Origin of the sequence: Paenibacillus sp. FSL F4-0100 (assembly GCF_037993005.1) — a bacterium.
In the GTDB taxonomy this organism is placed as follows: Bacteria; Bacillota; Bacilli; order Paenibacillales; family Paenibacillaceae; genus Paenibacillus_AQ.
This window is the reverse complement of the sequence record NZ_CP150303.1, coordinates 2,885,821-2,898,602: the sequence shown is the minus strand read 5'-3', so window position 1 is coordinate 2,898,602 and position 12,782 is coordinate 2,885,821. Positions and strand designations below refer to the sequence as shown.

14 protein-coding genes are annotated in these 12,782 nt (G+C 48.6%); 1 reads left to right on the top strand and 13 read right to left on the bottom strand.

What is annotated here, in order from left to right:
- Window positions 1-5 precede the first annotated feature (5 nt).
- From MHH48_RS12975 to metH, 8 genes are all read right to left on the bottom strand, one after another.
- Complete coding sequence (locus tag MHH48_RS12975) at window positions 6-779, bottom strand: ATP-binding cassette domain-containing protein (protein WP_076321156.1); 774 nt, start codon at window positions 777-779, stop codon at window positions 6-8.
- Window positions 776-1,123, bottom strand: coding sequence for a thioredoxin family protein (locus MHH48_RS12970; RefSeq protein WP_083659555.1), 348 nt, complete (start codon window positions 1,121-1,123; stop codon window positions 776-778). Before MHH48_RS12970 ends, MHH48_RS12975 begins: the two co-directional genes overlap by 4 nt.
- Window positions 1,120-1,458 carry a cyclic-phosphate processing receiver domain-containing protein gene (locus tag MHH48_RS12965; protein ID WP_076321155.1) on the bottom strand — a complete coding sequence of 113 codons (339 nt, stop codon included), beginning with the start codon at window positions 1,456-1,458 and terminating at the stop codon, window positions 1,120-1,122. Before MHH48_RS12965 ends, MHH48_RS12970 begins: the two co-directional genes overlap by 4 nt.
- A gap of 17 nt (window positions 1,459-1,475) precedes the next feature.
- A complete protein-coding gene (locus MHH48_RS12960; RefSeq protein ID WP_076321154.1) occupies window positions 1,476-2,324 on the bottom strand; it encodes a deoxyribonuclease IV in 849 nt (282 codons plus the stop codon).
- Window positions 2,314-3,132 carry a DNA-formamidopyrimidine glycosylase gene (gene mutM / locus MHH48_RS12955; protein WP_076321153.1) on the bottom strand — a complete coding sequence of 273 codons (819 nt, stop codon included), beginning with the start codon at window positions 3,130-3,132 and terminating at the stop codon, window positions 2,314-2,316. The genes MHH48_RS12960 and mutM overlap by 11 nt, the downstream gene beginning before the upstream one ends.
- A 51-nt stretch (window positions 3,133-3,183) precedes the next feature.
- Complete coding sequence (locus MHH48_RS12950) at window positions 3,184-3,978, bottom strand: TIGR01457 family HAD-type hydrolase (RefSeq protein WP_076321152.1); 795 nt, start codon at window positions 3,976-3,978, stop codon at window positions 3,184-3,186.
- A gap of 371 nt (window positions 3,979-4,349) precedes the next feature.
- Window positions 4,350-5,279, bottom strand: a complete 930-nt coding sequence (gene rnz, locus MHH48_RS12945) for a ribonuclease Z (protein WP_076321151.1) — start codon at window positions 5,277-5,279, stop codon at window positions 4,350-4,352.
- Window positions 5,280-5,365: 86 nt separating this feature from the next.
- Window positions 5,366-8,806, bottom strand: coding sequence for a methionine synthase (metH, locus tag MHH48_RS12940; RefSeq protein ID WP_076321150.1), 3,441 nt, complete (start codon window positions 8,804-8,806; stop codon window positions 5,366-5,368).
- Between the two features lie 169 nt (window positions 8,807-8,975).
- On the opposite strand from metH, the gene MHH48_RS12935 reads away from it, so the two are divergent.
- The gene (locus tag MHH48_RS12935) at window positions 8,976-9,512 is read left to right on the top strand and encodes a cupin domain-containing protein (protein WP_076321149.1); all 537 of its coding nucleotides are present in this window, start codon (window positions 8,976-8,978) and stop codon (window positions 9,510-9,512) included.
- A gap of 91 nt (window positions 9,513-9,603) precedes the next feature.
- On the opposite strand, the gene MHH48_RS12930 is transcribed toward MHH48_RS12935, so the two are convergent.
- The 5 genes from MHH48_RS12930 to MHH48_RS12910 form a co-directional block, all read right to left on the bottom strand.
- Entirely contained in the window at window positions 9,604-10,008 is a 405-nt protein-coding gene (locus MHH48_RS12930; RefSeq protein ID WP_076321148.1) for a FixH family protein, read from the bottom strand.
- Between the two features lie 282 nt (window positions 10,009-10,290).
- Entirely contained in the window at window positions 10,291-11,082 is a 792-nt protein-coding gene (locus MHH48_RS12925) for an HAD family hydrolase (RefSeq protein WP_076321147.1), read from the bottom strand.
- Between the two features lie 42 nt (window positions 11,083-11,124).
- Window positions 11,125-11,649, bottom strand: a complete 525-nt coding sequence (locus MHH48_RS12920; protein ID WP_076321146.1) for a hypothetical protein — start codon at window positions 11,647-11,649, stop codon at window positions 11,125-11,127.
- Window positions 11,650-11,809: 160 nt separating this feature from the next.
- Window positions 11,810-12,016, bottom strand: coding sequence for a DUF896 domain-containing protein (locus tag MHH48_RS12915; RefSeq protein WP_076321145.1), 207 nt, complete (start codon window positions 12,014-12,016; stop codon window positions 11,810-11,812).
- A 264-nt stretch (window positions 12,017-12,280) separates the two neighbouring features.
- On the bottom strand, window positions 12,281-12,649 hold the full coding sequence (locus MHH48_RS12910; RefSeq protein WP_076321339.1) for a LysM peptidoglycan-binding domain-containing protein: 369 nt from the start codon (window positions 12,647-12,649) through the stop codon (window positions 12,281-12,283).
- Window positions 12,650-12,782: the final 133 nt, after the last annotated feature.

The window sequence follows — 12,782 nt, the reverse complement described above, 5'->3', positions numbered from 1 at the left end:
ACGGATTAACCTCCAGAAATAACTTTGATCCAGGGACGTCCGCCATCCCATTCCAGCTGAGCGTCGATATCATAAGTTTGTTTGATAAGTACATGGTTTAATACTTCTTCTTTTGTTCCCGCACCCGTTAAGCGGCCGTCTTTCATGAGCGCCACATGAGTAAATAAAGGGACAATCTCCTCGATATGATGCGTGACGTACACAACCGTAATTTCGCGCTGCCTCAGGTTGTGAATCTCCTGCAGCATCTTCTCCCGTTCATACAAATCCAGGCCGGCACAAGGCTCATCCATAATCAGAATCTTCGGATCGGCCATGAGGGAGCGTGCCAACATCACCTTTTTCCGTTCACCTTGGGACAATGTCCCGAGAGGCTGCTCCGCCAGATGGCCGAAATTCATTTCGTTCAGCAGGGAATAGGCTAGATTCCTGGCCTCTTCCGGAATGTCCTGGTAGAAGCGCAGAAAGGCATACGCCCCTGTTGCCACAACCTCCCAGACTGGGTCGCTCAGGGTCAATTTCTCTAATAATGACTGGCTAATATAGCCAATGGACTTCCGGACCTCCCGAACGTCGCATTGTCCGTAAACATGACCCAGGACCTCAACACGCCCACGGGAAGGAAACATATATCCTGTCATCATTTCCAGCAGCGTCGTTTTGCCTGATCCGTTCCTGCCCAAAATGGCCCAGTTCTGTCCCGGCTTCATCTCGATACTAACATCATCCAGAATATGACGGCTCCCTCTGACGAGCGACACATGCTGTAACGAAATCACGGCCTCACACTCCTAACAAAACTTACGATATCCTGCACGGAACCCATCCGGTACAGCACCTCCGGCGCGGCGAGGGGACTCGACTGAATAGCCAGCAATGCAGGAACGCTGCGAATTTGATACCGTTCCACAATGCCCGGTAGAAAGTTAACATCGGCTTCGAGCAGCTGTACATCCGGCACCACATGTTCCACAATCTCGATCATCTTACGCGCAGCGGCACATGTGCCGCATAATGGCGTATGTAAAAATACGATGACAGGCTCCGCATTCGCATCTCGTTTCGTCAGGCGCTCGTGCCATTCAAGCCTCTCTGTCAATTCACGCTGTGTAACCTCAATCATCTTGAACCCTGGGCGACTTCCCGCAGAACGGATTCCGGCATCGGCCCATTGTGAACCTGGACGCTTTCCGGCATGTGCTCATAGAGCAGCTCATACATTTTTCTTCTGCCCGACGGGCTTGAGGTATGCAAGTATATTTCCCTGGCCTGCAGGTTTTCGGCGATCATGGCTGCAACCACGTCGCCGCCGTTCATCTGGCCGTGCCCCAATTCAAAATCAAGCGACAGAACATCCACTTCGCATTCACGGAGCATCAACAAGCACTCTTCCCCGTTTCGAGCCAGCGCAAATCCTTTCGGATTGGGGCGCCAGTCGTCTAAATACAGATGAATCATTTTACTCTCTCCCTTAATCAGGACCAGGACAGCACCTTAGCGATGTCTTCCCGATGTGTGCCGTCAGCCCCTTTTTCACTTTCCAGAACAAATGCCTTGCCTGCAAGTTCCGGTGCCAGAACCAAACGCTTCAAGGCTTCTGTGCCTATCATACCTTGTCCGATGCGGGCGTGGCGATCTTTTCTTGAACCGGCCCCATATTTCGAATCGTTCAGATGAACGGCAACGGTGGATTCCCAATAGGCTAGCTCCTTGCCTCTGGCAAGGAGCTCATCCGTATTCGAAATGTCCCAGCCTCCGGCAGCAAACAAGTGGCAGGTATCCAGGCAAAAGCCTATTTTTTCCGGATCATCAGCAAGCTGTCTAACCTTCACACTCTCTTCAAGCGTCATCCCCATGGACCCATGGTCTCCCGCCTGATTCTCGATCAGCAGCTTGGCCCTTCCCGTCCAGGAAGCCAACACATCATTCAAACAGCGAATAATATTCTGATACCCTTCAAGGATATCCTGGCTCTTGAGATGCCCAAAATGAACCACGATACCCAGCGATCCGCAAGCCTCGGCAATCATGAGATCATTCTTAAGGGAATCTACGGTCAACTGGTAAAACTCTTCTCCCCGCGTTAAGCCAACCGCCATATTCGTCGGATATGGTGTGTGCGCGATCGAAACGAGTCCTTGTTCCTGACAAAACTTGGAGCATGCGGCGGCATTGCGGACATCCGGCGTCTTCAAATGAAGACTGCGCGGATTTTTCGGGAAATACTGATAGGCGAGTGAACCGATGCCGGCTGCGTGCTGAGCTGCTGCGAGAAATCCGCCTCGTGTGCTGACATGACTTCCAATCCGGACTTTAGACTTCATGCTGACAATTTGGACAAAAGAACACTTTGCGCGAGGTATGCTCCGCCTTCACGATCGGCGTGCCGCAGCGAACACAGGGCTCTCCTTCGCGATCGTAAACTTTACACTCGTCGTTATAAGCTCCCGTCAGAGTATCCCCTTCCTGAAACGGCATTTCCATATATCCGCCGCCATCCGTCGCCTCGTGCATCACTTTAACGGCACTCTCGTATAACTGCTCTAAAGACTGCTCCGATAAATCCTGAATTTTGGACAGCGGGTGAATGTGAGCATCAAAGGCAATCTCATCCGCATAACAGTTGCCAATTCCGGCGACAACCTGCTGATTAACCAGCGTTGTTTTTAAAGCGCCCCGCCGTTTTCCAATCCGTTCAACGAAGCGCGCTTTGGTCATTCGCCGATCCAGAAGTTCAGGACCAAGCTCTTTAAGCGCATTTTCCGTTTCTCTGGCTGTTAAGAAATGCAAGTAACCCAGACGCAAACCGATAAAATACAGCACCTGTTCACCAAATGTGATCTCGACCTGGGTCGACCTTGAGGGACGCTCCTCATCCCTATGCCCTAAATACAAAATGCCGCCCAGCATGAGGTGAAGCAGCAATCTGCCTCCGTTATGCAGATGGAATATGAGGTGTTTGCCTCTACGCTCCACAAAAATGACCTTGCTTCCCTTTAACTCGGAAGTAAACTCGTCAACCGTCACATTCAGTGATTTTTCACGGTTCACGACAACATTCGTGATCGGCACATTCAAAATGCTCTGCGATAACAATCTTCGGTAATTTTCCATTTCCGGCAGTTCCGGCATCATTCATCTTCCCTTTCGTCAATCACAAAAGTTAATGTACACTTTCGCTCATTATGAGCACAGCAGGTTTATCACTTCGCTCAAATCTCGGCAAATAAAGTCCGGTGTGACACCCGTGGCTTCCATATGTGCTTCCATATTCAGATCGGTCGTGATTCCGGTCATAACGAGCACCGTCTTACAGCCGGCATGCGCGCCGGCCGCGATATCCGTACGTATATTATCTCCAATTACATAAGTGTCCTCCGGGGCCAAACCGAGGCGATCCGAAGCAAATTTCATTAAAATCGAGGACGGCTTTCCGATGACCGTCGGTTTCACTCCGGAAGCGGCTTCGATCGCAGCACCCAGCGAACCTGCACCTGGCATCAAGCCGGTATCTGATGGAAGCTGCAAATCCGGATTGGTCAATATCGACACGGCTCCCTCCTGAATCCAGCGAACGGCACGGGTTAACTTCTCGTAATCGAACGAACGGTCGATTCCTTGAATCACATATTTAGGGGACTGCTCCACGATATTTAGACCCGCAGACAAGAGGGCTTCACGGAGCCCCACTTCTCCCAGCATCGCCACTTTGGCACCCGGTGACTTCTCCGCGATATATTTAGCTGCAGCCAGGGAAGAGGTGCAGACTTCCTCCGGCAAGGCAGGTATCCCCATCTCCATCAGATGCGCCGCAACCTGCTCGGGTGTTCGTGATGAATTATTCGTTACATACAGAAACGGAATCTGCAATTCCTTCAGCCGTTCGATGAGAAGGTCTGCCCCCTCAATTCGATGACGGCCATGATAAAGCGTTCCATCCAGGTCAATCAGTAATCCTTTTGGTTTTGGTTTTTCCATGAATTGATAGCACCTTCTTTATTTCTTTCCTTCACGCCATAAATGATTCATCGGCTAAAGTATGAGCTTTCTCGGCATCGCTGTGATCGTCATTCATCGTCATATATCGGTATAAATATGTATAACCTCGGTTCATACACTACCCTGAAGCATCCTTACGTAGAAACCCCAGTTAGTATTATTGTAAAGAAGGCTACTTCCGGTTGCAAGGCTCATGGCTAGTACTTCAGCCCGGTAGCTAATCAGTCGAAAGAAATCGAAGAGTGTCCAAGCATTAGTGATTATCAACCGGTTTGTCATTTCCTGCGCTTTCCCGGAAAATAATTCACTCCATCACTCGATATTTCCCTGTAAATAGCAGCTCTATTGGCTTATGATTTGCGCTGGATTGGGTACAATCCGAAATCCTCTGCCAAGCGTGTATTCTCAAAAATCTCCTGCGCTTCCTTGAGCAGCGGCTGCAAATGCTCCATATCCTTATACCGGGAGCTAAAATGGGTCAGGAACAGCGTTCTTACTCCAGCCCGTTTCGCTGCTTCCGCCGCCTGTTTAGCCGTACTGTGATAGTATTCGTGCGCGAGCTCCGACAGATCCTCCATGAAAGTGGCTTCATGGACCAAAAGATCGGCGTCTTTGGCCAGAGTCTCCACTCCAGGGCATGGCCTTGTATCCCCGAGGATCGTGACCACTCTCCCTTTTTTCGGTGTCAGGAGCACCTCAGAGGCATGAATCCATCGGCCGTCGCCGAGTTCTACGCTTTCCCCTCTTTTCAGTTTGCCATAAAGCGGCCCTGGCTTAAGTCCATAGTCCGCCAACCGTTTCAGGTCCAGGCTGCCGGGAAGATCCTTCTCCACGATACGGTAGCCATAACTCTCGGCCCTGTGATCCAGCTTTGCCGATTCCACGAGGAAGTTATCGTCCTCAAACAGCACGCCTCCGGTATGTTCAATGACCTCCATCGTATAAGGAACGCGCGATTGGCTAATGTTCAGCGTAGTTTCAATGAAGGCCTTAATACCAGGGGGACCATATATCGTCAGGGGTGAAGTTACCCCTTGGGCACCACGGCTGGACAGCAAACCCGGTAAACCGAATACATGATCACCATGCATATGGGTGATGAATACCTTTTCAAGCTTGGACAGCTTGAGCGGGGACTTCAATATTTGATGCTGCGTACCTTCTCCACAATCAAACAGCCACAAACTTCTTCGTTCTTCCAGCATACGCAGTGCAATCGAGGTTACGTTACGCTGCAGCGTAGGAACCCCCGCATTTGTTCCTAGAAAATAGAGTTCCATCCCTCTTCTCCCCTTTCGGTTGAAAACCGGAGAAATCCCCCGAAACATTCGGAGGATTTCAAACCGGCTGTACCGGTATTCAAATGTTAAGCCTTATCTACGTTAAAATAATGAGCTTCCGGATGACTGAACACCATGGCGGATACCGATGCCTCAGGTTCCATCATGAAACCTTCGGTAAGATGAACGCCAATATCTTCTGGCTGCATCAATTTAAATAACGGTTCCTGATCCTCCAGATCCGGGCATGCCGGATACCCGAAAGATACGCGAATGCCTTGGTATCTCGCACCCAAGCGCTGTTTCATCGTCATGTCTGCCGGATCGGGGTATCCCCACGAATCCCGCATCATATGGTGAATCCGCTCCGCCAGCCCTTCTGCCGTTTCCAGTGCGACCGATTGAAGCGCGTGGGAGCGCAAATAGTCACCCTTGTCCTTCCATTCCCCGGACAATTTTCCGACGCCATGGCCGGCTGTAACGACAAGGAATCCAACGTAATCCATAACCCCGCTATCTACGGATTTCAGGAAATCCGCCAAGCACAGGTACGGCTCAACCTGTTGTCTTGGAAACGTAAAGGTATGCAATACTTTTGTTGTATCTTTTGGATCGTATATGAGAATATCATTTCCTCTTGACTGTGCCGGGAAGAAACGGTACATTGCATGCGCCTGTATGATCCCCGATTGAACGGCCTCTTCCAGAATACCATCAACGGTTTCCTTAAGCGATACCGCCTTCGGGTCATTGGCTTTCAGCAGCTGTTCCACTGAGCCTTTCAGGCCTAAATGATGTCCTAACAGCATCTGCATGTTGATATAAGGCAGAATGTGCGAAATCGGATAATTCCGGAGCACATGCCGCTCCATATCCGGCGGTAAATATACAGGAGCATCGGTCGAAATTTTGGATCGCAGTCCTTCTGACAGCTTCGGCATCATTTTAACCACTTGCGGAGCGGCAGCATCAGCTTCCTGCTCTGCCTTAATCTCTTCCGCTATTCTCGTCCGCTGCACCGGATCGCTGAGCTGGTTGGCCAACGCAAGACCATCCATGGCGTCCTTGGCATAGAGCACCATGCCGTCATACTCGGGACGAATGCGGGTCTTCGTGAATTTCCGTGTCAGAGCCGCCCCCCCTACCATGATCGGAACGCTAATGCCTGCGTTTTTCAAATCCTGGGCGGTGGATACCATCTGTTGGGCTGACTTCACCAGCAAACCGGACAAGCCGATAGCATCAGGCTGCTCACGGCGGTATGCCTCGATAATTTGCTCCGGTGGTACTTTTATACCCAAATTAATGATTTGATAACCATTGTTGGACAAGATGATCTCCACCAGATTTTTACCGATATCGTGCACGTCCCCCTTCACGGTGGCAAGCATGATTTTCCCTTTGACCGACGTCTCGTTTTTCTCCATAAAGGATTCCAGATACGCTACGGATGCCTTCATTACTTCGGCACTTTGCAGCACCTCCGCGACAATCAGTTCATTGTTGTTGAACAAACGTCCAACCTCGGTCATCCCGTCCATCAGTGGTCCATTAATGATCTCGAGCGCGCCGTATTTGGTCAATGCTATATCTAAGTCCGGAACGAGGCCTTCCTTAGAACCTTCCACTACATAGGATGCAAGTCGCTCCTCGAGTGTCAGATTGGATACCTTAACCTTCTTCTCTATCTTTTTATCCCGGAATGCCGCGACAAAAGCCGCCAACGTCTCATCATTGGTTCTGTAAATCAGATCCTCGGCTAGGCGACGCTCTTCTTCGGGAATGGAGGCATAACGCTCCAGCTTCTCGGTATTTACGATTGCGTAGTCCAATCCGGCTTTTGTGCACTCATACAGATACACGGAGTTCAGGACTTCACGGCCCGCTTCCGGCAATCCGAAGGAAACGTTACTGATTCCGAGAATCGTATGCACTTTTGGCATGGCTTCTTTTATTATGCGGATGCCTTCAATCGTTTCCTTGGCTGATCCGATATACTGCTCGTCCCCTGTACCTACAGGGAATACAAGCGTGTCGAAAATAATGTCCTCCGGCGAAACGCCATATTTGTTGACCAACAGATCATAAGAACGCTGGGCCACCTTCAGCTTGTCGTCACGATGGATCGCCTGACCGGTCTCATCAATGGTTCCTACGACAACCGCGGCACCGTATTTATGCACCAACGGGATCACATGCTCAAATTTCTCTTCACCGTCTTCTAGGTTAATGGAGTTAATAATCGCTTTCCCTTGCGAATATTGCAGCGCCAGGTCAATAACGGCCGGATCCGTGGTATCGATCATGAGCGGCACTTTAACCTTTTTAACTACTAGCTCCAGGAACTTAATCATATCTTCCGATTCTTCACGATCCGGATCCTGTACGCAAACATCAATGACATGCGCGCCATTCTTGACCTGGGCACGAGCGATCTCGGAGGCTTCCTCATATTTACCTTCTACAATTAAACGCTTAAACTTTCTGGAACCCAGAACATTCGTTCTCTCCCCTACCATATATGGTCGGTTTTCCTGCTCGATATATACCGGCTCGATACCGGATAATGCCGGCAAATGCCCACCATCCAGCGGTCGCGGGGAGAAGCCATCCATCGTTTGTTTTAAAGCGCGAATATGGTCGGGTGTTGTCCCACAGCATCCGCCGGCGATGTTGAGCCAGCCTTTTTCAGCAAAAGCCCCCATCTTTTGAGCCAACGATTCAGGGGATTCATGGTACTGTCCGTTCTCGTCTGGGAGACCCGCGTTAGGATAACAGCTGATGGCACTTCTCGACATTTCGGATAAGGAGCGAATATGGTCACGCATGAATTCCGGGCCCGTTGCACAGTTAAGGCCAATCGATACGGGATTCAGATGCTCCAAAGAAATGTAGAATGCTTCAATATTTTGTCCGGCCAGCGTCGTTCCCATCGGTTCGATCGTACCGGATATCATAATTGGAAGCGTGACGCCCGTTTTATCAAACGCTTGGCGAATCCCAATGCTCCCGGCCTTCACGTTTAATGTATCCTGCGATGTTTCGAGCAGAAGCGCATCAACCCCGCCTTCAATCAAAGCAACGGCTTGCTCCTCGTAGCTCTCGATCAATTCGGCAAAGGTTACACCACCGGTAACCGATAACGTCTTGGTTGTCGGACCCATCGCTCCTACCACATAGCGCGGGCTGTCCGGCGTGGAATATTTTTCAACCGCTGCGCGGGCCAAGTGAGCCGCTTTTAGGTTGATTTCCCGGGCAAGTTCAGGTATATCGTATTCAGCAAGCACAACCGAGGTTGCGCCAAACGTATTGGTTTCAATCAGGTCGGCACCTGCTTCAAGATATTGTTCATGTATTTTCTGAATGACATCCGGCCGATGAATGACCAGCATTTCATTACAGCCATCAAGGTCCGGACCGCCAAAATCTTCAGCTGAGAGGTCCTCCTGCTGGATCATCGTGCCCATGGCACCATCAAGAATTAATATTCGTTCTTTAAGTACTTCTTGTAAGCTAGGCTTGTTCAACTCATAAACCTCCCCCGAAAACGTTAAATCTTAGTGTATCAGAATATTTTTCAATAGAAAAGCCGAAATATTGCGTTGCAATGGGTACAAATCAACATTTGCAGATGACAAATGCTGTGAGGGGGGCTATAATACATATTAATCCAACGGGAGAAAGAGGGTTAAAGCTATGGCAGAGATTGTGATTCGCAACACGAACGAACGCATTACTGGAGAAGAAAATGTTCGGGAATTCCTGAGTAACCAAGAGGTTGTTTACGAGCACTGGAATATGGAAAAACTCCCGGCAGCGCTTCAAGAAAATTTCAAGCTTAGTGATGACGATAAGAAGCGCATTTTGGACATCTATGATGAAGAAATTCGTGACTTGGCTGCAAGACGCGGCTACAAAATTTGGGATGTCATCACACTTTCCGAGTCCACGCCCAATATCGAGGACCTGCTGAAAAAATTCGAAGAGGTTCACACCCACGCGGAAGACGAAATCCGTGCGATAGTCGGCGGTAAAGGAATCTTCATTATTAAGGGCTCCGACGATGTCGGTTACTTTAATGTTGAGCTTGAGCCAGGCGATGTCATTTCCGTACCGGAAAATACACCTCACTTCTTCACATTGATGGAGAACAAGCAGATCATCGCTGTTCGTCTTTTCATTGAAGAGAACGGCTGGGTTGCTACACCGGTAGAAGATCCTCAATTCCAATAAGCCTGCGGGCAGATTGAATAGGAAGACGAAATAAGGCAGCACATCGATCCGCCTTGCGGACCATGTGCTGCCTTATTTATTTTGCGATGTGTTACTCCGTTACTTTCAGTTCCTTCAACGGCATGGAATGCTGTCCTCTCGCCGTGACATGGGAAACGATACGATAGGTTCCAGCCTCATCGAAGGTTTTCTCCATTTTGTAAACCCCGTCCTGATCATGCTTAACCGGGACCTTCGCCTGAACGCCTCCGCCTTCCAGCGTCACTTCAAATTCCACATTGTTTGCATCTTCGACCGGACTGCCGGCTTGCGTCACCTTCGCTTCGATCAGCACCTTCTCACCAGCCTTAATGCTCTCCGGAGTCAAAGACAGCTCGACAATAATGGGTTCCGCCATCACATCTTCTCCGGATTCCGCTTTGCTGTCATTACATGCGGCAAGCGCAACCGCCATCAGCACCATGGCTGCAAGTAAGGCTATCTTTTTTCGGGTCATGCTCTACACCTCTTTTACAAAATAGGGCTATGTATGGTTCATTCACGTAATGGTCATTACCAAACCTCGTTAAGTTACCTAAACCATTATATCGCATTATTCTTTTACTTCTATCTCATGCAGCTTACAATTGTGTGACGTTTATCATTGCCAAATGCACGGCTCAAGTCCAATTGTGTAACCAACAAAAAAACAGCCCATAACCGCAGAATCTGCTGTTAGGGCTGTTCCTATGTACGTTTGCGCACCCATTATTCGGGTGTGAGTCCTTCATTGTGTAGTTTACAAGGATGCGACGATGGCATGCAGCTCCGATAAATGTTTGATCTCAAACTTCGGTTGAATGGACGGATCGTGAGGTCGGTTTACCCGATTGATCCAAACCGTATGCAGTCCTGCCGCATTCCCGCCTTTAATGTCTGTGGTCAGCTTATCTCCCACCATTACGGCCTGATCCGCCTCAACACCCAACAAATCCAGAGCATGCTGGAAGATGGAAACATCCGGCTTCCCTTTGCCAAAATCACCGGAGATGATGATATGATCAAAATAAGGAACCAGCTCTGGAACACCGTCCAGCTTCTCCTGCTGCAGATCCGGACTTCCGTTCGTGAGAAGCAGCAGCTTTACATTTCCCTGCAATTCCTTCAGTACTTCAAACGTTTCTTCATATACATAGGGTCTTGTTCTGCGTTCAGCAGCGAATTGTGCAGCCAACGTTTCGGCCAATGTTTCATGATCAACGCCCAGGCGCTGAAGTCCGCGTCGCCATGATTCCTTGCGGTATACGGGTGCCAGCTCCTGCAGCTTTCTGAATTCAGGCTGCGATCCAGCCGTGAAATTAGCCCACAAGCCTTCGAAAGGGTTAATACCAATCATTTTGGTAAAAGCAAAAGTATCATATGATTCATATAATGCTCTAGCTTCTTCCCGTACTGCTGCCAAAAGTGCTTTCGCATCAATGCCGGTCTCGTTCGCTCCGGCCTGGCATGTCACTTCAAACGCTTCTTCCACACTACGTTCATCCCACAATAACGTGTCGTCCAAATCAAACAAAACCGCAGCTATCGGCATGTCTCTCCCACTCCTCATATACACTGTGATCTATTCTATTTGTTAATTATGCTCAACTGGAATTTGATGAGTTTTTGCGAACTCTTCTAATCTTTCGCCCATCGCTTTCGTATCATAAAGATTCATCATACGCGAGAATACCCAGTTGCCTGCTTTCCCCTTGCCCTGGATCACGACGGAACCCGAAGCCAATTTGATCTTCTCGATATCCGATACAGCCAGTCGACGTTCCCGATTGAACTTCATGGTGGATACGGAAGCACGCTCAATCTTCAAATAAGGCTTGCGTAAGAAAATCATAAGCGCTAACAGAATGTACAAGCTGACACCTACCCAGTTCAGTACATCGTTGCTTCCACCTGCAGCCTCGGACGTCGCCGTTCCAAGAAGTGCATACACACCAGCCAATGCAACAAGCACTAACGGAAGTACATATTTACGTCCCTTAAATACATCATGCTTATCAGTAACGGCAGAGCCTTGGTACGAGGTCAGCCCCTGCTTCTTACGCTGCTTGTTGAGCTGTGACATATTTTTGTTGACTTTTCTTTCCCATGATCGTGACATATGGTTCCCCCTGGATTAAATTTCAATATATTACCAATCCATATAAACTTGGGGTAACCGTATTCGATTCCCGCGAATAATCGGCACCCCAAGTATTATAATTCTATCCTACTATCTGGTCATGAATCACTGGTTGTAGATCCACGCGCAAGTTTATCGACTAATGCTTTAATCGCGGGCCGCCTTTTTGTTCATTTTCATCTACCCATTCGATCGATTCCAGCTGCTGTCTAAAGTTACCACGAATATTGTTAAGGTATATTTCCCGAAGCTCTGCCCGTTCCTTGAGCTCTTCCGCGGTCAATCCCTCACTTTTCTGTTTTCTTGCTAGCACATTGATGCGTTCAACCAAAGTATCGATGTCCATGACTTCTCCTCCAATTCCAATATCATGTATAACTTAAACATGTGAAAAAGAGCTTGTCAAGGCAACTTGCACCCTTGCAAACTCTGATTAAGAACAAATATGAACATATGATGCCTATAAATGGGTCCTCTATGTTAAGAAATCAATAGATATCTATTCTAAACACGCGATACTGCGTGAAATCACTTCGTCAGGCAAACCTACAAATATGAAGCGAGAAATAGGGACATATATAAGGAAAGAGTTTCTCGTAGTGTTATCCCATTACCAGACTGGTAGAGACAACACCTCTCCTGCCTGTATATCCGGACCCTTCAATCCATTCATTCTTCGGATGCTATCCAGGTATACTCGCGTATCCATATCTGTCGGTTTATGAAGGGAAGCAATCCGCCACAAACTATCGCCATATTGAACAATAACCTGCTTCTCCCCCGTGGGTTTATCCATCCCCCCGGCAAAAACGGAATATGCCCCTGTCCAACAGGATGCTACGATTAACAGAACGAATAAAAGCTTTATAAAAGGAATGGATGCCATTCTCGACTTCAATTGATCGATCCAAGTCTCCGAGGACTTCGTTTGCACTGGAACGTTCTCATAAATGCTACGGTATGTACTGTATTTCAACATGGAATCATCATCTCCCAAACAAGTGTTCTCTTATGGATTTATATTAACACGAACACTTGTTTGATTCAATACCAAAAAGAACATTTGTTCTATTTTTATTTAGAACTTATGTTTGTACGAACGGAAGTTCTAT

Excerpts from the sequence above, each read along its gene's own strand:
- MHH48_RS12935 (WP_076321149.1), top strand. The coding sequence starts at position 8,976 with ATGGCAGAGATTGTGATTCGCAACACGAACGAACGCATTACTGGAGAA.
- MHH48_RS12925 (WP_076321147.1), bottom strand. The coding sequence starts at position 11,082 with ATGCCGATAGCTGCGGTTTTGTTTGATTTGGACGACACGTTATTGTGG.
- MHH48_RS12920 (WP_076321146.1), bottom strand. The coding sequence starts at position 11,649 with ATGTCACGATCATGGGAAAGAAAAGTCAACAAAAATATGTCACAGCTC.
- MHH48_RS12930 (WP_076321148.1), bottom strand. The coding sequence starts at position 10,008 with ATGACCCGAAAAAAGATAGCCTTACTTGCAGCCATGGTGCTGATGGCG.
- mutM (WP_076321153.1), bottom strand. The coding sequence starts at position 3,132 with ATGCCGGAACTGCCGGAAATGGAAAATTACCGAAGATTGTTATCGCAG.
- MHH48_RS12965 (WP_076321155.1), bottom strand. The coding sequence starts at position 1,458 with ATGATTCATCTGTATTTAGACGACTGGCGCCCCAATCCGAAAGGATTT.
- MHH48_RS12970 (WP_083659555.1), bottom strand. The coding sequence starts at position 1,123 with ATGATTGAGGTTACACAGCGTGAATTGACAGAGAGGCTTGAATGGCAC.
- MHH48_RS12915 (WP_076321145.1), bottom strand. The coding sequence starts at position 12,016 with ATGGACATCGATACTTTGGTTGAACGCATCAATGTGCTAGCAAGAAAA.
- rnz (WP_076321151.1), bottom strand. The coding sequence starts at position 5,279 with ATGGAACTCTATTTTCTAGGAACAAATGCGGGGGTTCCTACGCTGCAG.
- MHH48_RS12950 (WP_076321152.1), bottom strand. The coding sequence starts at position 3,978 with ATGGAAAAACCAAAACCAAAAGGATTACTGATTGACCTGGATGGAACG.
- MHH48_RS12960 (WP_076321154.1), bottom strand. The coding sequence starts at position 2,324 with ATGAAGTCTAAAGTCCGGATTGGAAGTCATGTCAGCACACGAGGCGGA.
- MHH48_RS12910 (WP_076321339.1), bottom strand. The coding sequence starts at position 12,649 with ATGTTGAAATACAGTACATACCGTAGCATTTATGAGAACGTTCCAGTG.